The organism is Flavobacterium labens (genome assembly GCF_048286755.1).
Classification (GTDB): domain Bacteria; phylum Bacteroidota; class Bacteroidia; order Flavobacteriales; family Flavobacteriaceae; genus Flavobacterium.
Genome location: NZ_JBLVPL010000001.1, coordinates 448475 through 466525, shown reverse-complemented (window position 1 = coordinate 466525; position 18051 = coordinate 448475). Strand labels below are relative to the sequence as shown.

Here is an 18051-nt window from a genome sequence, read left to right as displayed (position 1 = left end):
GAAGTTGTTGCTTTTTTTTGCAGTTACGACTTGTATTATACTCGGTTGCAAATTAGGCTTTGGTTGTTTTAAACATAGAAAATCATAACTGAATGTGCAGATATTGTCTTAAATTTATAGTATGATTTTAATCGGTTTTGGTTTTTAATAGTTTGATTTTCAATAACTAAAAAATAGTATACTCAAATGAAAATAATATTAGCAACCGATGGTTCGACTTTTAGTGTAGGAATGGTCAAAGATTTTGCTCATTGGACTTTACCTCTAAATACAAAAGTAAAAATCATCTCAGTTTATGAAGTAGATTCTCTTATGAATGTGGCTCCAATGGGTATTTTAACGGAATATTACGACGATGCTAATATGAATTCTTTGCAATTTGCAGAGAAGTCTGTAGCTGCAGCGGCGGAAATCATTAAAAATAAAAATCCTGAACTTGCAATTACAACTTCAGTAATTGCAGGAGTTCCTAAAACTGTTATTGTTGATGAGGCCGAAAAGTTTGGCGCTGATTTAATTGTTCTTGGATCACATGGTTATGGTCTTGTTGAGCGTCTTTTATTAGGATCAGTTTCACAATCCGTTGTACTTCATGCAAAATGTTCTGTTGAAATTGTACGTAAAAAAACAAAATAAAAGTGTAACCGTAGCTTAATGGAAAAAGTACAAGCGATTTTCTAATAAACGAAGAATTTTGGTTAGTTGGCTAGTCCTTTATTATTGAATAGCAAAAGGAAGTAATTATATAAATTTTTTTCAAAATTAAACAAGGTTTTTTTGATTTAAAACGCTGACCTTTATTGGGTTAATAGGTTTTAACAAATAAATTCAATATCATGAAAACAGTACAAAAAATTGTAGTATCGATTGGGTTAATTGGTCTTCTATATTCTTGTCAGTCAACCAATCAGGTTCTTTCAAAATCAGATAAGAGAATGGAAATTATGAACGAGATTGCTAATAATGAAAGTATGTCTAAAGAGATGATGGCGATACTTATGAATAGCAAAAGTGGTATGATGATGATGCAGGAGAAAGAAAAGGAAATGATGAAGGGAAGTCATGCGAAAATGATGACAATGATGAAGGAAAATCCAGAAATGATGAAAAGTATGATGTCAGAAATGATGAAGAATAAACCAGAAATGATGAAAGAGAATCATGCTAAAATGATGGCAATGATGAAAGAAAATCCGGAAATGATGAAAGCTATGATGTCTGAAATGATGAAAGGAATGAAGGATGACCCCGAAATGATGAAAAGTATGATGGCAAAGATGATGGAATCATCAAAAGGAGATGATGCTATGATGGCTGGAATGTGTAAAGAGATGATGGATAGTCCCGAGATGATGAAAATGATGGAAAAAATGAAAGGTGAAAAAATGGACATGAAAAAAATGAAAACGATGGATAAAAAAGTGGAAAAGAAAGAAGATCATAAAGCGCATCATTAATAATTAATTTAAACTTTAATACTAAAGAATTATGTTAGAGAACGGTAACGGAGAAATGCATATGGGAGAATATTCTTTCATGGGAATGCATCCATTTTGGTTAATTTTAGTAATTGTGCTGCTTCTTTTTGCGTTGGTAATGTTAAACCGATTTAGAAAAAAAAAATAATTAATTCAAAATTTAGAATTTTAAAAATGAGAATAATACTAATAGTTTTGATTCTGTTTATTGGTTCTTTTGTGCAAGCGGAAAATAGTAATGACAGAAATATTTTCAAAAAAATGGCTATTCAACAAGTACAGCCTGTAACCTATACTTGTGTAATGCATCCTGAAATTCATGCCACTAAACTGGGAAAATGTCCCAAATGTGGCATGGATTTAATCAAGGAAAAAGCAAAACCGGTAAAAAAATCTGTTCCAAAAAAGCAAGCGCCAAAGACAGTTGTTAAAAAAGCATTGCCTGCAAAAGCAACCGATATTAACACTAAAGCAGGAAGTGATGATTTGCATCAAAATCATACAAATGTTCCCACAGATAACAGTAAACTGAAAGCAGAACCGGTTCAAAGAATAGTTAAAAATGCTCCGCCCAGAACTGTTCGGTATGATTTGTATGTTCGTGATACAATTGTCACTTTTGGTGATAAACCAAAAAGAGCGATTGCCGTAAACGGACAAATCCCAATGCCAACACTTACGTTTACCGAAGGCGATATTGCCGAAATTTATGTGCATAACGAATTAAATGAAGATACTTCGTTGCACTGGCACGGATTGTTTTTGCCCAATAAAGAAGACGGTGTGCCTAATTTGACTCAAATGCCAATCAAACCGGGTACAACACATAAATATACCTTTCCAATTATTCAGCACGGAACGCACTGGTACCACAGTCATACGGGTTTGCAGGAGCAAATTGGGATGTACGGTTCTTTTGTCATGAATAAAAGAAACGAAGACCCAACCTTTAGGGAAGGAATTGATGATTTACCGACAGTTCCAATTATTCTCAGCGAATGGACAGATATGAAACCGGAAAACGTGCATCGAATGCTGCACAATGCCACGGACTGGTTTGCAATTCAAAAAGGAACTACGCAAAGTTATTCTGAAGCTATAAAAGCCGGACATTTTAAGACTAAAGTCACCAATGAATGGAAGCGGATGAATGCCATGGACGTAAGTGACGTGTATTACAATAAATTCCTGATCAACGGGAAAAATGAAAGCCAACTTTCGCAATTCAAGGCGGGTGATAAAGTGCGTTTAAGAATTTCTAATGGTGGTGCATCAACGTATTTTTGGATGAATTATGCCGGCGGAAAAATCACCGTAGTTGCCAGTGATGGAAATGATGTGGAACCCGTTGAAGTCGACCGATTAATAGTTGCTGTTTCTGAAACGTATGATGTTATTGTTACGATTCCAGCAGATAAAACAGCGTTTGAATTTTTAGTGACTTCGGAAGACCGAACCAAATCGGCTTCGTTGTATTTAGGAGATGGAATCAAGCAATTGATTTCGCCTATGCCTAAATTAAAGTATTTTGAAGGGATGAAAATGATGAACAGCATGATGAAAATGAATGGAGATTTAGACGATATGGGAATGAAAATGTCGCTGAATCAAATGGACATGAATGTGGTTATGTATCCAGAAATTACGGGGCCTTTAAGCGATAAGGGAGAAGCTCAAAACGAAGTTGAAATGGATCATTCTTCGCACGACATGGGGAAAATGAAAATGGATGATTCTTCTCCAAAAATGGACAACATGAAAATGACTGAAGCCGATTATAACAGCAACGAACTTTCAGAAATCAGGACTTTGAATTATGCGATGCTGAAATCACCCATTAAAACAACATTACCCAAAGACGCACCGGTAAAAGAATTACGTTTTGAATTATCCGGAAATATGAATCGTTATGTTTGGAGTCTCGACAATAAAGTAGTTTCGGAAGCCGATAAAATTTTAATTAAAAAAGGAGAGAACGTCCGAATTGTGCTCTTCAACGGCTCCATGATGCGTCACCCGATGCATCTACACGGACACGATTTTAGAGTATTGAACGGTCAAGAAGAGCACGCGCCGCTGAAAAATATCATCGACATCATGCCGATGGAAACCGATACAATTGAGTTTAATGCTAATGTGAAAGGTGATTGGTTTTTTCATTGTCACATTCTCTACCACATGATGGCGGGAATGGGTCGCGTTTTTAGTTATGAAAATCAAGAGCCAAATCCTTTGATTCCGAATCCAAAATTAGCGCAACGCAAATTATTTGCTGATGACAGAGCTTTTCATGTGATGGCCGAAAATGATTTTGCCACCAATGGAAACGATGGAATGTTGATGATTCAAAACACGCGTTGGAGTATTGGTACGGAATGGCGCTTGGGTTACACTAAGCATCATGGGTATGAAACCGAAACGCATATTGGGCGTTACATCGGGAAAATGCAATGGCTCATGCCGTTCATTGGTTTTGACTGGAGGTATCGAAAAATGGAAATGGGAGAAATGGAAGAGAATCTTTTTGGTCAAACCAATACCAAAGACAACCGCGCTGTTTTCAGTGCCGGAGTCGAATATACGTTGCCAATGCTTATAAAAGCACAAGCCGAAGTGTATACCGACGGGAATTTCAGATTGCAATTTGAACGCATGGATATCCCGGTATCCAAAAGATTGCGCATGAATTTAATGTGGAATACAGATAACGAATACATGGCGGGATTGCGGTATATTGTCAAGAGAAATTTTGGGATTACCACGCATTACGACAGTGATATGGGAATGGGTTTTGGATTGAGTTTGAATTATTAAAAACAGAATACTATCCGTTGGGTGTAGTTAATAAAAATTTCATATAATCTTAAATAAAAAAATTGAACCACATAGAAACATAGAAAAAAAAAGTCGCATAGTCCAATTATTGGGTTCACATAGCTATGGTTTTCTCTAAAAAAGTGAAACGCTTTTCAAAATTGTAAAATCTATGTTTATATGTGGTTAAAAAATTAAACAAACGGAATTAGACACTACAGGTAGAATACTTTGTTTTTGTAATTTTGAGGAAAATATAGTCTAAAGTAATAAGTTTTAGGAATGTGGATTTATCCTGTAAAATCATTAAGTGGAATTTAATTGCAAAGCAGGAGGGAAGTGTTAGTGTTGGCGATGTTGTGGTTATATTGAAAAAGAAAGTTGTTTAAATATAAGAGAGGTAAAGGGCATTAAGGAAATTAAGATTTAAAGCTGAGGAGCTGCTGTTGATGTAATAATATAAAAAAAGCCATGATTTGTTCATGGCTTTTTTTTTGTGCTTTACTGTTTTGGAAGGGATTGTATATTGGTCTTTAGAGTTGCAATATATTTTAAGATAACTCACTTTGTCCTTGTTAACTGTTTACTAATCAAAGGAGTATAATGGCTTGTTTGAATACAAATAAGTGCATTTCGTCGATTTTTTTTACTTTTTGTCGGTATTGATGATAGCTTTGTTAAACAATTAGGAAACAATAGCAATCATTTTGGGATGCAATTTCTCAAAAAAAATCTAAATATTATGAACTTCTACTTTCTACGTACCGTTTTATTCATCACAATAATTTTTACGATGAATTCTTGCTCATCTGATTCCGCTGAAACTCAAACAGTGGAGACCACAACTCAAAAGATAGTTAGTTATAATTACACTACATCTGAGATTGAAACAATGAAATTGATAAATGAATACAGAACCAGTATTGGATTAAATGTTTTGGGAAAAATAGATTTTAACTCATTAAAATCAGAAGAACATAACAATTACATGATCACTAATAATGTTGTTAGTCATGATGGTTTTGTATCTCGTTCGGAAGAAATAAAAAAAGTATTAACGGCCAAAATGGTAGGTGAGAATATAGCTTATAATTACAGTACAGCTCAATCTGCTTTAAATGCATGGTTATCAAGCCCTGGACATAAAGAAAATATTGAAGGTAATTTTACTCATTTTGGTATTGCAATAAAGGAAAATCCTGCTACAGGTAAAAAGTATTACACAAATATTTTTGTTAGAATATAATTTAGTTTTGAGTAAAAAGAGGCTGTCTTCCCCCCGAAAGACAGTCTCTTTTTTATTTGGTTTAAATAATTTAATTGACCTACAATCCATATTCGTTTTTAAATCTAAAACGTTTCTTTATTAAAAATAATTAGCTTAATACTGTAAAAAAAGGCCTTGTTTGATATGATTATAAGCAATCAAATTAATCTTTTTTATGTTGTTCTGTGTGATTTTGATTTCCGTTAATTGTATGATCCCCCACGTTCATTCCGTTTGACATCCCAATCATAAAGGCGGTAATGATTAGCATGATTTTTCTTTTTGCCCAAAGAATAGGGCGTTTAGGTTGCTCTAAACGTGCTTTATTATTGTGTTTATACATTTTGTAAATGATAAATGATTAGACATTTGGTATCATCTTTATGCATGGAATTGCATAAATGCGTAGAAAAAAATTTCTAGGCTGTGTATAAACTTTTATAGGAATTTCGGGAAGTAATCATCTCATTTATGAAGATGTGTTGCATTGCAAATGAACTTACTTTTTGATAAAGTAGCGTCTGTAATTGTAGAAGAACCGGAATTTGAAGACTGTAACTATCTTGAAATTGGAGATAAGCTAACTGAAATTGGAATGAAGTTTTTTCAACCGAATTTATCGGATTGAAAACATATAATTTTGAACCCTTACTGTTTAATTCTCTTCTTAGAATTACGCTAGAGAATTGGTAATATTCAACCGAATTGGATTGAAAATCTAAAGTACCATCATTCACCATCAGGCCAAAAGCCAGAAAGAGCGAAAGGAGATATTTTATATACTTTGTCAATCTATTTTAATTTGAATTATTGTATGACGTTCCTAGGTTTTGTTAGGATTTCGCGGCTAAATTACCTTTAATTTTTGAATTATTAGTGCCGAATTCTTTATTATCCACTACTCTTGAACCACTTATTTGAAAAAGGTAAGTCGTTTATCTTTCACGGAATCTATGCGAAGCATTTTATAATCCAGCACATAATTTTGGTAAACACGCCATGGTGCTTTGTTCCCTTGACTAGGAAGTGTATTAGCTGCTCTGTTAATGTACCCGGAGTTAAGATTCAATAGCGGAACGGGCTTTAAATTTGTCTCGACTACTTTTGCCTGCACCGCTTTATAATTGTGGTTGTCTAAATATTTCAAAACCCGAGATATATATTCGCTGGTAAGGTCACTTTTCAGTGTCCACGAAGCATTGGTATAGCCAACAAAAATAAAGAAGTTGGGCAGGTCGCTTAACATAAGGCCTTTGTATACAAAAGATTTAGAAACATCAAAAGGCTGCGAATCCAATTGGATTTTCACGCCTCCAAACGCTACTAAATCAAGTCCGGTTGCAGTGATTATAATGTCGGCGGCTAGTGTTTTTCCTGACTTTAATAAAATCCCATTGGTTAGAAAGCGATCGATATGGTCCGTAACCACAGCTGCTTTCCCTTTTCTGATGGCTCTAAAAAAATCACCGTTTGGGGCAATGCAAAAACGTTGTTCCCATGGATTGTAGTTGGGAATAAAATGAGGGTCTACAGGGAAGTCACCCAGACCTTTTTTAGCCCCTTTTATGATAAATTTTTTCATTGCCTCCGGAAAGAACTTGCACAGATTAAAAAAGACAATAGCATAGAAAATGTTTTTATAACGAATCAGTCTATAGGCTACTTTTTTTGGGAACCAGCGTTTCAGGCGAGCAGCGATTTTGTCTTTATTGGGCAAAGCAGCAATATAGGTTGGGGATCGTTGCAGCATAACAACTTGCGCCCCTTCTTGGGCAAGTTCAGGAAGGATGGTGACAGCAGTTGCTCCGCTGCCAATTATTACCACTTTTTTATCGGCAACATCTAATTTTGCAGGCCATTTTTGGGGATGGACTATTTCACCTTCAAAATGGGATTGATCCTTAAATTCAGGACTATATCCTTTGTTATAATTATAATAGCCGCTACAGCTAAAGATAAATTGGCACGTATAAACCGTTTCTTGTTCCGTGGCAGTATTTATGGTAGTGACGGTCCATAATTTCGCTTTTGTATCGAAGTTATAAGAAAGAGCGCGTTGATTGTAGCGGATATGTTCGCGTACTTTATATTCGTCTGCGGCTTCATTCAGGTATTTCAAAATAGAAGGTCCATCAGCGAAAGACTTTTGGTCTTCCCATGTTTTAAAGGAATAGCCAAAAGTGTACATATCCGAATCGGAACGGATTCCGGGGTATTGAAACAAACTCCAGGTACCGCCAAGTTCTGCCCTAGCTTCTAAAATAACATAGGTTTTGTCTGGATTTTTACGGGACAAATGACAGGCAGCGCCTATACCGGATAATCCTGCTCCTATTATTATAATATCGGTATGCGTCGTATTCATGTCGTTATTTTAGAATTAAATGCTGTTGCAAAATACAAAATACTATCAACAAAAAACGCCATTACATTTTCTTAAATAATGATGTTTGTAAGTGATGCGAAAACCTTTTGAAAGTGAAAAGTGAGTACGATGTTGTTTGAGGAACGCGAAGAGATTTTGTCTTTGTCTTTTCTACGAAGGAGAAATCACTGCTTTCGATCGGATATTTACCCGACTCACGTTAATTTTATAGTTTGATTTAAGGATAAAACGCCATGAAGTCTCTTGGCTTTTTGAAGTTTTGTATTCGAATGGAGCCGTAAACTGAAAGCAATGATAAAATGTTTAAAAAAAATGTCTCTTCCTGTTTTATCGTAAGTGTTAATCCTGAATGAATTATAATTTTCAAATAAAAAAATGTGGTTTCCACGCAGCGGTTTTTGAGTTTGGCTTTGCGCATCTCAAAAATAGTGTTATTTTTGCACCCGAAACAATGAAAATGGCCCGTTCGTCTATCGGTTAGGACGCATGGTTTTCATCCATGTAAGAGCGGTTCGATTCCGCTACGGGCTACAACTCATAAACAACAAACTTAAAAAGCCTCGAAAATTATTTTTCGAGGCTTTTTTTAGTGCCAGTTTTGGCTGTTCTTTTTTTAATTATATGAAATAAGAGCATACTTCCCCTTTAAGAAAAGTAGATTAGTATCAAGAAATCATTTTAGGCTACTCAGGATTGCAAGACTTCGTGCCAATTCCTATCTGCCGGTAACACTTTACACTCACGTTATTATTTGCTCATTATTGTGGTCGCAAAGAGACGATTGCACAGCTTGTTTGTTGGAAATGTGTGAATTATACAATTATTACTAAAAATTGTATTACATTTTTGCCAATGTATAGGGCTATTTTTGCTTCTTAGTATCAAATTATTTGAACCATCTTTTAAACTATTTAGATGAATAACCCCTCAGCACCAAAGAAAATCACCTGGATTATAGGGTTGATTTTCGGAATACTTGGAATTATTGGACATTTCATAGATGTTCAGGTTTTAACAGAACATAATTACACACTATTGCTTGTTGGTTTCTTTGTTTTGGGAGTAGGAACAACTGTAAAAGGAGTTTAAATAATTAGAAATGATGCTAGGATGAGAAATAAGTATTAATATAAAAAATATATAATAATGTCAGAGAAAAACAAAAAACAATTTGGTGTTTGGATGGATTTACATCATGCAACTATTGTAGGAAGAGAAAATGTAGATTCAGGTGAGTTCGTAATATTAGGTCACGAAAAAGTTGACGGACAAGGTCGTAATTCAAGCGAAAACGCAGCAAACAATGCTGAAAGAGATTTACTTCATAAACTATTCAAAAACATTACTGCTCATATGCAAAATGTTGATGAATTGCATGTAACAGGAACGGGTACTGCTCAAGAACAATTTATTAAATATTTGAATGAGACTCCACAGTATAAAAATGTTGAGACTAAAGAAAGTACTTCTAATAAAATGGATGATGAAAGTTTAATTGAATATGTGGCTGCACAGTTCAACTAATCGCCTTAAAAAAAAGCTATTTTTTATTGGTTAAAATGAAATGCCTCCAAAAAGTCAAAAGCTATTTGGAGGCATTTTTATGGAGAGAAAAGTCATAGGCGTTTGCGCAGCTTAAACGATAAATTTATTATTTGAAATAACACTTTGCGGAGCTGGGTATTTTTCTAATTTTGGGGATACCGCTACCTTATTGAACCCTGAAATTGTGGACAAAATTAAAGATAATAAAGTTTAAGGTTGAGAATCTGTCGAAAGATTTTCAACCTTTTTTTTATCATTTATAATGAATCGATAAATTAGATAAAACGAAGTGAAATGCAATATTCTATCAAAGGTGTTCAAAACTACATCTTCAATAAAATAAGTTCCAATAGCGGCAAAAATATCGTTAAAAATTAAAGCAAATGCACCAAAAAAGTAATAATACGCTTTTTTGTTTCCAAATTTTCCCAGATATAAAACTGCTGTAATTCCAAGAAATACGGCTACTATTGCATTAAAAATCAAAATGATGTTAAGAAAATTATCATCAATAATAGACATTAAAACATATAAGATTGCTACTAAAAACACACAATTTATGACTAATATAAAAAGTGAAAATCCTTTTGGTATCGTGTAAAGTTTTTTAGTTTTGATTGAATTGTAGCCTAAATTTATTATTGCTGAATAACAAAAGAAGGATGCCACTAATGCAGTTCTGTACAGCGGTATTGCATCTTCCCACAACAAAAGTAATATCTCATTTAGATAAAAGAAAAAAACGTATAAATAATAATTTAGAGTAAGTTTCTCAAAATTACTCAATACGGCATAAATTATAAAAGTTGGAATTATAAAAGGTTTAATATAAATTATATGTGCTGGATTATAAAAAACTCCAGCACAAAAATAGACTATTAATAGAGTAATAGGTATAAATATTAATGATCTTCTAGTGTTGATTGTGTACATAGATGTTAAGTTTGACGACATTGTTGATAGCGTTTCTCCCCGTTGCTGTCCAAATTTTTTTCTATTTAGTTTGTTTTAATTCTACTTTTCGGTTGTCAATAAATAATCTGCAGCTTACAGAAAAGAAACCTGAAATATTTGTTTTAATATTCAGCTTTTCTCCTTGTTTGTTAATTAGATTACCGGTCATATTACTGGGTGTAATAAAACTTAATTGTTCGTCTTGCAGTTCATTATTTACATAAAGTTTTTCACCACTAAACCAATTATTAGTTATTTTAATTTCGGTTTCTTCGTATTTTGCAATCCATTCACTTTTCATTATTTAATATTTTTTAGATTAATTTTCATTCCTGCTTTTGTTTAAGTCACGAGCGGGACGCTCGTGCTAGCTTGAGCATCTGTTTCATCGTTCTCCCGTTTTCCTCCAGGAATGTAATATTTGTTTTTCGCAAAACTTTTTGTCGACAGTATCGATTTGTTCTGCAATTCTATCCAGGCTAGTTTATAAATTGATTTCATTTGGAGAAATTTTCAGTAATTAAATTATGGTGAATGTTTCTGTACAACTATTCGCTGCTGTTGCTAAAAATCCAATAATATAGCGAATGTAGCTACTTTTTACAATATACGATCTTGTTTTTTAGAGCAATATAATTTATGTTGCAATTTTGCATTTGTGACGCAGTTATGGGTTTGTTTATATACAGAACTTTAAATATCAGTGTTTTAGTTTACTTTTTTTAAAATTTTTTAACCGAGTTTATAAAAATATTTATATATTTGTTTAACATTAATTATAAAAAGTTAAACAATATGGAACATCTTAAAGTAAAATTATTGCTATTGGTAATGGGTATTTCTCTATTTTTTGTTGCTTGTGACAATGAAGATGATGCTCCTGCGCCAACTGTAGTTAACTTCAAAGTCTATCAATTAGGCGCAGTAGGAACTTCTGGCGTAACAGGAACGGCTACCATAATTGAAAAAAGTGATGCAACACTAAGCGTAGAATTAGAATTAAAAAATACTGTTGCAGGAGCTTTACATCCAGCACACATTCATTTGAATACCGCTGCTGAAGGTGGTGATATTGCACTTACATTAAAAGCAGTTGACGGTACGACTGGAAAAAGTACAACTACATTCAAAGCATTAGATAACGGTACTGCAATAATGTATCAAGAACTATTGAATTTTGATGGGTATATCAATGTTCATTTAAGTGCAAGTAACTTAGCTACACTTGTTGCGCAAGGAGACATAGGGCAAAACCAACTTACTGGAGTTTCTAAAGTATATCCTTTGGGAAGCGTTGCTGTTCCAGCAATTTCGGGAACTGCTACTTTCTTTAAAAGAGTAAACGGAGAAGCATTAGCAGTTGTACAATTGCAAAACACTGCAAATGGTGCTTCACACCCAGGCCACATTCATGCCAATACAGCAGCTCAAGGTGGTGGAATTGTATTTTCTTTCAAACCAGTAACAGGAGGTTCAGGATTAAGCGTTACAAATATCTCTAAACTAGATAACGGAACTGCTTTTGGTTATGACCAATTACTAACCTTTAACGGATACATCAATTTTCATCAAAGTACTACTGATTTAGGAACTCTTGTTGCTCAAGGCGATATTGGCCAAAATGAGTTAACAGGAAAAAAAGTAAGTTATGTATTAGCTCAAAAAGACGTTGCAGGAATTAGTGGTACTGTAGAGTTCGCAGAGCGTCTAAACCTAACTACATTAGTAACCATCAAATTGATTGGAACAACTGCAGGTGCGAGTCACCCGGCGCACATACATGAAAACAATGTAGTTATGGGTGGAAATATCATAGCGGGTTTGAATCCAGTAAATGGGACTACCGGAATTAGTAAAACACAAGTAGCAACCTTAGTAGGAGGAGCCGCAGTAACGTACACTCAGTTCTTAACATTAGCGGCTTACGTAAATGCACACTTGAGCGAAGCTAATATGGCGACTATTGTAGCACAAGGAAATGTTGGTTCAAGTGTTGGAAGCGGTGCTGGAACTGTTGAAACAAAAACATACACAGTTACTAATAGCGGTTCTTCATCTTATATTTTTAATGGTGAAGGACTAACGAACGCAAGTAATCCAAATTTAACATTAAGAAGAGGCGGTACGTATACTTTTAATGTGGATGTACCTGGACACCCTTTCTACATTAATACTGTTCAAGGTACGGGAACTGCCAATGTGTACAATTCAGGTGTTACTGGTAATGGAGCAGTAAATGGAATGGTAAAAATCGTGGTTCCTTCAAATGCACCTAATACCTTATATTACAACTGTGAATTTCACGGTATGATGACGGGAATAATAACAATAACCAACTAGTTTTAAATTTGTAGTTTGTAAAAGAGGAATGGTAAAACATTCCTCTTTTGCTTTTTATAAAACGAATTTGAACCCTTTTCCTTAAATGCCCTTATTGTAAAACGGGTAATTTACAACGGATCACAGTTTTTGACCAGCGGGTCGCAAAGTCAGAAACCTTTGCGCAGCTTAAACGATAAATTTATTCTTTGAATAAACACTTTGCGGAGCTGATGTTGTAATTATTTAGTTGGTTCAATTTCATAAAATATGGGCATGTGGTCACCTAGTTTTAGCCATTTGTCAGCTTGTCCGATTTCAATTTTTTTGTTCGTTTAGTAAATTTTTCAGGTCCAAATATGTAGTCAATATGATAAGGTCTTGCAATGTTATTCTGAAAATACAACGTCGGAATAGATTCTTTTCCGTGTTCTTCTCCTTTGAAGCCATGATAAATGCTTTCAATTCCATATTCTTTTAATTCACTTACGACATCAGAGTGATTCCACCATCTATCCCATTGGTCCCAAATAGCATTACTGTTAAAATCTCCTGCTATCAAAGTTCCGTTTAGCTTGTCTTTGTTTACTTGTAAATATTTCCATAGTTGTCCTATATAACCAAAATTTTGTGAGTTATTTCTATGTGTCCAAACAGCAAGAAGGTCAAAGTCATTATTTACTTTACAGGGTAAAAAATGTTTTACAGAGTGATTCTGAAAATTATTTGTCCAATCTAATTTTTCAAGAGTGACTTCTGGTTTTGCAAAAACTGCAAGTCCTTTGTTTTTCGTGTCACCAATCCAAAGATAATTTTCCGCCCAATTCTGATATTCTTTATGTTTAGATTCTGCTGGATTTTCACATTCTTGAATTATATGAATGTCTGCTTGATAGTCTAATAAACTTTCAAACTTCTTTCTAAATGCACCGTTACAATTCCAGGTTATTATCTTCAATTTCGTGTCATTTTTTTTTACAATGTCCGCCAACTTGTATAAATCCGCTACTAAGTAGTGCTTTTAAACCCAATTTTGGTTGGCTTTGCGCTACTTTTTTTGGTTTTATCTTTTTTCAAGTATATAAATAAATTATTACAAACTATCAAAGCAACTTCATATCGTCGTAAACCACAATTCGCGTGAAGGATGGCAGTGGAAATCCTTTTATGAAGCGTAGCGCAATAAAAGATTATAACGAACAGCCTGACCCAAAGTTGCGAGGAGGAACGACGAAGCAATCTGTAGGGACACGCCCAAATTATTTTCCTTTTTCGGCCTTTGATTTTGTCAAATAACTGCCTAAAATTCAATCCCGAAGGTTCGGGACTAAAAAGCTTGTTTGGGTTGCAAAAATTTTATAATTTTGCAACCCAATTTTATTATGTAAATTAAAGAAGAAGATGGATATCAAAAGACTAGCAATAGACGCTGTGAATGAAACAATTGTAATGACTGTTGTTCACATGGATTACAAAGGACAAGTTGCAAAAAGAATAAACGAAAAAATGCCTTTGGCAACTGTTAAGGGTTTTAGAAAAGGAGCGGTGCCTAAAGATCTTGTTGAAAAACAATACGGTAAAGCAATAAAGCAAGAAGAAGTTCAGAAAGTTGTTGATTTGGCTCTAGAGCGTTTCGTACAATCTGAAAGATTAAACCTTCTTGGAACACCACTTCCTAAAGTAAACGAAGATTTTTCTTGGGATGCTGAAGAATTGGTTTTTGAATATGAAATTGGTTTAGTGCCAAACTTCACTTTAGACTTAGATGCTAAAAACGACATCGTGAAATATGTAGTTACTGCTGACGATAAATTAATCGATGGTCAAGTGGAAAGAATCCAAAAACAATTTGGAACTGCAATTCCTCAAGAAGTTGTTGCTGCAGATTCAGATGTGACTGGAACATTCATTAACGAAGAAAAAGGAATTAATAACGCTACTACTATTGCTGCAGATCTTTTCAAAGACAAAGCGACTTTTGACTTGTTCATAGGTAAAAAAGTAGGTGATGTAGTGACTGTAAATACTAAAGGTTTATTTGAAGACGACCACCAATTGATGGACGTGATGAAAGTAAGTCATGATGACGTTCACGGTTTAGATGTTGATGTTGCTTTCACAATCGAGGCAATCAACACTGCTGAATTAGCAGAATTGAACCAAGAATTGTTCGACAAATTGTTTGGAGCTGGAACTGTTTCTTCACTAGAAGAATTGAAAGCAAAAATCAAAGAAGATGCTGAAAATCAATTTGCACAGCAAGCGGACCAAAAATTATTAGGTGATGTTACTGAGTTCTTAATCGAAAGCACAAAATTTGATTTACCAGCTGAATTCCTTAAAAAATGGTTGCAAACTGTAGGTGAGAAAAAATTATCTCCTGAGGAAGCTGAAGTAGAATATGCACGTTCTGAAAAAGGATTGCGTTTTCAATTGATCGAAGGTAGAGCAATGGCTCAATCTGATATCAAAATCACTTTTGAAGACTTGAAAACATTCACTACAAAAAATATCCGTCAACAAATGGCACAATTCGGGCAAACAAATCCTACTGACGAAGAAGTTCAAGGAATTGTAGCGAGAGTTTTGTCTAACCAAGACGAAGTAAAAAGACTTTCTGACCAAGTTGTTGCTGAAAAATTATTGGAATTGTTCAAAGAAAAAGCAAATCCAACAACTAAAGAAGTTACTTACGAAGAATTTATTGCTGCTTCTTACGGAGAATAAATTCTAGTCTTAAAGTCAAATGTCATAAAGTCAAAAGTTGAAAAAACGGAAAACAATTTCGTTAGTTGTTTCAAATTTTATGATTTGATTACAGATTGTAAACAATAAAAAATAGTTATATTTGAGCGTCAGAAAAAATATTTTTTGGCGCTCTTTTGTTTGAATTAATTTCAGGAGCCAATCCAGCTGTACGTTTCAAGTTTTTTCTTCCGTTTCTGTTTTTTAAATTCCTGCAAGAGCTTCTTCCAGTCGCTTTGCAAGAATAAAAAAACTAAAAAACGGAATTCAAAAAGCTTTTCTCTTCCATCTGGGCTAAAAAATAAGACATATTGACATCATTTATAAAGAGGTATGACCTTTGCATTAAATGGAATCACAAGATATAACGTAAAACTTAGAACAAAAAAATATGAACTACGGTAAAGAATTTAAAAAATTTGCTACAAAGGACCACGGCGTAAACTCTATGTATTACGATAAAATCGTAGGCGCAATGACTCCTAAAAACATGACTCCATATATCATTGAAGAACGTCAGTTGAATATTTCACAATTAGACGTTTTCTCCAGATTGATGATGGACAGAATTATATTCCTTGGAACAGGAATTGATGACCAAATCGCAAACATCGTTCAAGCACAGTTATTGTTCCTTGAAAGCGCCGATGCTTCTAAGGACATTCAAATTTATTTAAACTCCCCTGGAGGAAGCGTTTACGCAGGATTAGGGATTTATGACACGATGCAATACATCAAACCAGATGTAGCAACAATTTGTACGGGTATGGCAGCTTCTATGGGGGCAGTGTTGTTATGTGCAGGTGCTGCAGGAAAACGTTCGGCTTTGCCACATTCAAGAGTAATGATTCACCAGCCATCAGGTGGTGCGCAAGGAGTTGCTACTGATATGGAAATCAACTTACGTGAAATGTTGAAACTGAAAGATGAATTATACAAAATTATCTCTCACCACTCCGGACAAACTTTCGAGAAAGTACACAACGACAGTGAGCGTGACTATTGGATGATTGCTGAAGAAGCAAAAGCATACGGAATGATTGATGAGGTTTTAATAAGAGGATAAATTATTAGTCGAAAGTCAAAAGTCCGAAAGTCAAAAGCATAGCTGAGACTTTACGACTTTTGACTTTATGACATTAGACTAAAAGAATGGCAAAAGTAGTATTAGAGTGTTCGTTTTGTGGAAGAAAGAAGCCAGAAACCAATTTGTTGATTGCTGGTATCAATGCGCATATTTGTGATAAATGTATCGAACAAGCTCACGGAATTGTTTTAGAGGAATTAAAATCCAGCGGAAGTTCAAAACTGGTTGGTGATTTGATTTTAAAAAAACCAAAAGAAATCAGAGCGTTCTTGGATCAATATGTTATTGGACAGGACCAAACTAAAAAAGTAATGTCGGTTGCGGTTTACAATCACTACAAACGTTTGATGCAACAGCAATTAGACGATGAAGTTGAGATTGAAAAAAGTAACATCATCATGGTGGGACAAACAGGAACAGGAAAAACATTGGTTGCTAAAACCATTGCAAAAATGTTGGATGTGCCTTTAGCTATTGTTGATGCAACCGTTCTTACTGAAGCAGGTTATGTTGGGGAAGATGTCGAAAGTATTTTGACACGTCTTTTGCAAGCTGCTGATTATGATGTAGCCAAAGCAGAACGCGGAATTGTATTCATTGATGAAATAGATAAAATTGCACGTAAAAGTGATAATCCGTCTATTACGCGTGACGTTTCGGGTGAAGGGGTGCAACAAGCATTATTGAAATTATTAGAAGGAACCGTTGTGAATGTGCCACCAAAAGGAGGACGTAAGCACCCGGACCAAAAATTTGTTGAGGTAAATACTCAGAATATTTTGTTTATTGCCGGTGGTGCTTTTGATGGAATCGAAAGAATTATTTCGAAACGATTGAACCGTCAAGCCGTAGGGTATTCTACTTCTAAAAATGTGGATAATATTGATAAAGACAATTTGTTGCAATACATTATCCCAAAGGATATTAAAGATTTTGGATTGATTCCGGAGATTATTGGTCGTTTGCCAGTATTGACACACATGGATCCTTTAGACAGAGAAACCTTGCGTGCGATTTTGACACAACCTAAAAATGCTTTAATCAAACAATACGAGAAATTGTTTTTGATGGATGAGGTAGCTTTTACCATCACAGATGAAGCCTTGGATTTTATTGTGGATAAAGCGTTAGAATATAAATTAGGTGCTCGTGGATTGCGTTCTTTATGTGAAGCTATCTTAACGGATGCGATGTATGAACTGCCAAGTTCTGATGATAAAACATTAGAAATTGATGTTGAATATGCTAAAGAAACGTTGAATAAAAACTTATTGAAACGTTTGGAGATTGCATCATAATTTGAATTCGGATAAAGATTAATTTTTAATCTTTTCTAAAAATATAAAACCTGTTCATTCATTTGGGCAGGTTTTTTTATGGAATGTTTTAAAAGTTATATTCTTGATTATAAAAGAGAACCGATTTCAAATATTTTGTAAATTTATAATCCAAAATT

The 18051-nt window shown here is 34.4% G+C and carries 17 protein-coding genes, 1 tRNA gene and 1 pseudogene; 13 read left to right on the top strand and 6 right to left on the bottom strand.

Annotation, left to right across the window (positions count from 1 at the left end):
* Positions 1–186 precede the first annotated feature (186 nt).
* From ACNQF8_RS01980 to ACNQF8_RS01965, 4 genes are all read left to right on the top strand, one after another.
* Positions 187–636 (top strand): universal stress protein, encoded by a 450-nt coding sequence (locus ACNQF8_RS01980; protein ID WP_417952805.1) that lies wholly within the window; start codon positions 187–189, stop codon positions 634–636.
* 200 nt (positions 637–836) lie between these two features.
* Positions 837–1457, top strand: coding sequence for a membrane or secreted protein (locus ACNQF8_RS01975; RefSeq protein WP_417952804.1), 621 nt, complete (start codon positions 837–839; stop codon positions 1455–1457).
* Between the two features lie 195 nt (positions 1458–1652).
* Positions 1653–4292, top strand: coding sequence for a multicopper oxidase domain-containing protein (locus ACNQF8_RS01970; RefSeq protein ID WP_417952803.1), 2640 nt, complete (start codon positions 1653–1655; stop codon positions 4290–4292).
* Positions 4293–5034: 742 nt separating this feature from the next.
* Positions 5035–5538 carry a CAP domain-containing protein gene (locus ACNQF8_RS01965; RefSeq protein ID WP_417952802.1) on the top strand — a complete coding sequence of 168 codons (504 nt, stop codon included), beginning with the start codon at positions 5035–5037 and terminating at the stop codon, positions 5536–5538.
* Between the two features lie 184 nt (positions 5539–5722).
* Here ACNQF8_RS01965 and ACNQF8_RS01960 read toward each other — a convergent pair whose 3' ends face one another.
* Complete coding sequence (locus tag ACNQF8_RS01960; protein ID WP_417952801.1) at positions 5723–5902, bottom strand: hypothetical protein; 180 nt, start codon at positions 5900–5902, stop codon at positions 5723–5725.
* 150 nt (positions 5903–6052) lie between these two features.
* On the opposite strand from ACNQF8_RS01960, the gene ACNQF8_RS01955 reads away from it, so the two are divergent.
* Complete coding sequence (locus tag ACNQF8_RS01955) at positions 6053–6187, top strand: hypothetical protein (protein ID WP_417983451.1); 135 nt, start codon at positions 6053–6055, stop codon at positions 6185–6187.
* Between the two features lie 285 nt (positions 6188–6472).
* Here ACNQF8_RS01955 and ACNQF8_RS01950 read toward each other — a convergent pair whose 3' ends face one another.
* Positions 6473–7924: a flavin-containing monooxygenase gene (locus ACNQF8_RS01950; RefSeq protein WP_417952799.1), complete on the bottom strand. Its 1452-nt coding sequence runs from the start codon at positions 7922–7924 to the stop codon at positions 6473–6475.
* A gap of 480 nt (positions 7925–8404) precedes the next feature.
* On the opposite strand from ACNQF8_RS01950, the gene ACNQF8_RS01945 reads away from it, so the two are divergent.
* From ACNQF8_RS01945 to ACNQF8_RS01935, 3 genes are all read left to right on the top strand, one after another.
* Positions 8405–8476 (top strand) — tRNA-Glu (locus tag ACNQF8_RS01945).
* Between the two features lie 384 nt (positions 8477–8860).
* A complete protein-coding gene (locus ACNQF8_RS01940; RefSeq protein ID WP_417952798.1) occupies positions 8861–9034 on the top strand; it encodes a hypothetical protein in 174 nt (57 codons plus the stop codon).
* 57 nt (positions 9035–9091) lie between these two features.
* Entirely contained in the window at positions 9092–9469 is a 378-nt protein-coding gene (locus ACNQF8_RS01935) for a hypothetical protein (protein WP_282727439.1), read from the top strand.
* A 231-nt stretch (positions 9470–9700) separates the two neighbouring features.
* Here the strand turns inward: ACNQF8_RS01935 and ACNQF8_RS01930 are convergent, their stop codons facing one another.
* The 3 genes and pseudogenes from ACNQF8_RS01930 to ACNQF8_RS01920 all read right to left on the bottom strand — a co-directional run.
* A complete protein-coding gene (locus tag ACNQF8_RS01930; protein WP_417952797.1) occupies positions 9701–10423 on the bottom strand; it encodes a hypothetical protein in 723 nt (240 codons plus the stop codon).
* 61 nt (positions 10424–10484) lie between these two features.
* Positions 10485–10745: a hypothetical protein gene (locus tag ACNQF8_RS01925; protein WP_417952796.1), complete on the bottom strand. Its 261-nt coding sequence runs from the start codon at positions 10743–10745 to the stop codon at positions 10485–10487.
* A 68-nt stretch (positions 10746–10813) separates the two neighbouring features.
* Positions 10814–10945 (bottom strand): annotated as a pseudogene (locus tag ACNQF8_RS01920) (DNA mismatch repair protein MutT); the annotation flags it as partial.
* Positions 10946–11239: 294 nt separating this feature from the next.
* Between ACNQF8_RS01920 and ACNQF8_RS01915 the strand changes: the two are divergent.
* On the top strand, positions 11240–12784 hold the full coding sequence (locus ACNQF8_RS01915; protein ID WP_417952795.1) for a CHRD domain-containing protein: 1545 nt from the start codon (positions 11240–11242) through the stop codon (positions 12782–12784).
* 271 nt (positions 12785–13055) lie between these two features.
* Here ACNQF8_RS01915 and ACNQF8_RS01910 read toward each other — a convergent pair whose 3' ends face one another.
* Positions 13056–13721, bottom strand: a complete 666-nt coding sequence (locus ACNQF8_RS01910; protein WP_417952794.1) for an endonuclease/exonuclease/phosphatase family protein — start codon at positions 13719–13721, stop codon at positions 13056–13058.
* Positions 13722–13930: 209 nt separating this feature from the next.
* Here ACNQF8_RS01910 and ACNQF8_RS01905 point away from each other — a divergent pair, with 209 nt between their 5' ends.
* From ACNQF8_RS01905 to clpX, 4 genes are all read left to right on the top strand, one after another.
* Positions 13931–14059, top strand: a complete 129-nt coding sequence (locus tag ACNQF8_RS01905; protein ID WP_417952793.1) for a hypothetical protein — start codon at positions 13931–13933, stop codon at positions 14057–14059.
* 105 nt (positions 14060–14164) lie between these two features.
* The gene (locus ACNQF8_RS01900; RefSeq protein WP_417952792.1) at positions 14165–15490 is read left to right on the top strand and encodes a trigger factor; all 1326 of its coding nucleotides are present in this window, start codon (positions 14165–14167) and stop codon (positions 15488–15490) included.
* Positions 15491–15899: 409 nt separating this feature from the next.
* Complete coding sequence (clpP, locus tag ACNQF8_RS01895; protein ID WP_039108847.1) at positions 15900–16574, top strand: ATP-dependent Clp endopeptidase proteolytic subunit ClpP; 675 nt, start codon at positions 15900–15902, stop codon at positions 16572–16574.
* Between the two features lie 86 nt (positions 16575–16660).
* Positions 16661–17893 (top strand): ATP-dependent Clp protease ATP-binding subunit ClpX, encoded by a 1233-nt coding sequence (gene clpX, locus ACNQF8_RS01890; protein ID WP_417950574.1) that lies wholly within the window; start codon positions 16661–16663, stop codon positions 17891–17893.
* The last annotated feature ends 158 nt before the right edge of the window (positions 17894–18051 follow it).

Bases quoted from the DNA above. Each gene is read 5' to 3' on its own strand.
- ACNQF8_RS01905 (WP_417952793.1), top strand. From the start codon at position 13,931: ATGAAGCGTAGCGCAATAAAAGATTATAACGAACAGCCTGACCCAAAG.
- ACNQF8_RS01955 (WP_417983451.1), top strand. From the start codon at position 6,053: ATGAACTTACTTTTTGATAAAGTAGCGTCTGTAATTGTAGAAGAACCG.
- ACNQF8_RS01940 (WP_417952798.1), top strand. From the start codon at position 8,861: ATGAATAACCCCTCAGCACCAAAGAAAATCACCTGGATTATAGGGTTG.
- clpP (WP_039108847.1), top strand. From the start codon at position 15,900: ATGAACTACGGTAAAGAATTTAAAAAATTTGCTACAAAGGACCACGGC.
- ACNQF8_RS01935 (WP_282727439.1), top strand. From the start codon at position 9,092: ATGTCAGAGAAAAACAAAAAACAATTTGGTGTTTGGATGGATTTACAT.
- clpX (WP_417950574.1), top strand. From the start codon at position 16,661: ATGGCAAAAGTAGTATTAGAGTGTTCGTTTTGTGGAAGAAAGAAGCCA.
- ACNQF8_RS01975 (WP_417952804.1), top strand. From the start codon at position 837: ATGAAAACAGTACAAAAAATTGTAGTATCGATTGGGTTAATTGGTCTT.
- ACNQF8_RS01930 (WP_417952797.1), bottom strand. From the start codon at position 10,423: ATGTACACAATCAACACTAGAAGATCATTAATATTTATACCTATTACT.
- ACNQF8_RS01980 (WP_417952805.1), top strand. From the start codon at position 187: ATGAAAATAATATTAGCAACCGATGGTTCGACTTTTAGTGTAGGAATG.
- ACNQF8_RS01970 (WP_417952803.1), top strand. From the start codon at position 1,653: ATGAGAATAATACTAATAGTTTTGATTCTGTTTATTGGTTCTTTTGTG.
- ACNQF8_RS01960 (WP_417952801.1), bottom strand. From the start codon at position 5,902: ATGTATAAACACAATAATAAAGCACGTTTAGAGCAACCTAAACGCCCT.
- ACNQF8_RS01915 (WP_417952795.1), top strand. From the start codon at position 11,240: ATGGAACATCTTAAAGTAAAATTATTGCTATTGGTAATGGGTATTTCT.
- ACNQF8_RS01965 (WP_417952802.1), top strand. From the start codon at position 5,035: ATGAACTTCTACTTTCTACGTACCGTTTTATTCATCACAATAATTTTT.
- ACNQF8_RS01925 (WP_417952796.1), bottom strand. From the start codon at position 10,745: ATGAAAAGTGAATGGATTGCAAAATACGAAGAAACCGAAATTAAAATA.
- ACNQF8_RS01900 (WP_417952792.1), top strand. From the start codon at position 14,165: ATGGATATCAAAAGACTAGCAATAGACGCTGTGAATGAAACAATTGTA.
- ACNQF8_RS01950 (WP_417952799.1), bottom strand. From the start codon at position 7,924: ATGAATACGACGCATACCGATATTATAATAATAGGAGCAGGATTATCC.